Raw genomic sequence first — 1,847 nt, 5'->3', positions numbered from 1 at the left:
TACACGTTAAACCGGTTCAATAAGTGCAACTCAAATCATGAATGAATAATTCAGGCGATAACTTTTCGTATTATCATAAACAACACTCTATTATCATAACAATCATCAAAATACCTTGTTATTATATTTATTCATGTTAGAGTCTGTATAACATATGTTTTAAACGCTTTGGCCAAAGCAAAGTTTAATGAATAAGAATGTTAATCGAAATATGTATGCATAATTTCCATACTTTCGAAACTTCGCTAATGTAGTACAAATATGAAAGGAAGATTCAATATGGCAACATTTAACACAGATGGTAATAGCATCAAGATTATCAATTCAGGCAAACCGGCAGTCGATAATCCGGCCTTAATTTTCCCCTATGGTATTGGCACACGCCAATATAAGTGGGTAGATGGATCACCACAAGGTTGGTATGACCGCTTGGCGGCAGGTACTTACCAACAACAAAGTGATACTAGTGCCCTAACTTTTGGATTGAACGCTAGCGGTACGGCCGAGAACGATCCCATTTATTTTCATACAATTGATCCTAATTACATCATTGTCGACGGCTGGGCATTTAATGATCCATTAATGCTAGAGACAAGCACAAATCGAGTTCCCTTCCCAGCTAAAAATGTCAACATCTATGATCGCTTTGGCAGTGGTCGGAATAAAGTTGGCCGTGCCTATATGGGTGTCGGTTCTACTTATGATCAAACAACTATGGTCAACGGCGTTGTTTGGTTCCGCTCTGGTCGTGGACAATGGTATACGCCACATGAATACTTTAATTATGATAGACCGGAGGTAGAAACCTCTGATGCTGTTGCGCCAGGGCAAGCTGATGATTTCACGATTAAGGCAGTAAATGATACGCAAGCCTATGATGCACCTTATATTCAAGATCAACACGGTTTGGGATATACAGTTCCTGCTGGAACTGTTTCTAAGACAAACGGTGACCATGGTATTGTGATTTATAATGATATGGTCTGGGGTCAAACACCAAATGGTGAATGGTTCACCAACTATGATATTTATCAATCTGGATCTGGCCAGGATGAAACCTTTGACCGAAAATCAAATCCGATCAGCTTTCCTGTGCTGGCATATCATGATTTTACTGATGATACAAGTTCTTCTGACCCATACCGAATGCCGTTCGCTGAATTTGAACAACAACTAGATTGGTTAGATCAATTAGGTTATACCGTTGTGTCCATGGATACTGCATACAATATGTTAAAAACCAATACGAACAATATAGGTAAAGTCGTCGCACTTACCTTTGATGATGGCTACGGAACTTGGAATCGTGTGGCCGATATCTTGAAGCAACATGGGTACGCAGCTACATTCTTCTATCGTGGTGATTTTATTACTGATCAAGCTGATACTGCTCAATACTTGCTTGATAATGGCATGACCATTGGTAATCACACGATCAATCATGCAAGTATGAATTACGGACCTTACTGGAATCAATGGTATGCCTGGAATAATGCTAAAAGTCCATTAGGGCAAGTCGTTAACAATATTGATTATTGCGCTTATCCTGGTGGCGGCCATAATTACTTGTCCCCTATGGCTTGTAAGAATAATGATTACAAGGCTTGCTTTAATTACGACAATAAACTAGCATACGCTTTTTCATCTGACTTTGAGCGGTATACTTTAGGGCGCTTGATGATGGAAGTCGGCAAGTATGATGGCTCAATTGACGAGTTCGCTGACTACTTAGCCAACGGCAGGTAAAAAATTTTTGAGAATATAAAAACACACATTTCGATAGAATGTGTGTTCAGATTGAAGACAAAGTAATCTTTTTAGAAGACTTTGTCTTTTTTATTTCGTTC

General features: G+C 39.0%; 1 protein-coding gene. It reads left to right on the top strand.

Annotated features, from left to right (window positions below; translation table 11 throughout):
• The first annotated feature begins 279 nt into the window (after positions 1–279).
• The gene (locus FC83_RS07600) at positions 280–1,746 is read left to right on the top strand and encodes a polysaccharide deacetylase family protein (protein WP_057002590.1); all 1,467 of its coding nucleotides are present in this window, start codon (positions 280–282) and stop codon (positions 1,744–1,746) included.
• The last annotated feature ends 101 nt before the right edge of the window (positions 1,747–1,847 follow it).

The organism is Agrilactobacillus composti DSM 18527 = JCM 14202, from assembly GCF_001436375.1.
Lineage (GTDB): Bacteria > Bacillota > Bacilli > Lactobacillales > Lactobacillaceae > Agrilactobacillus > Agrilactobacillus composti.
Note: the sequence above shows the minus strand (reverse complement) of the source record. Positions and strands in the feature narration are given on the sequence as shown.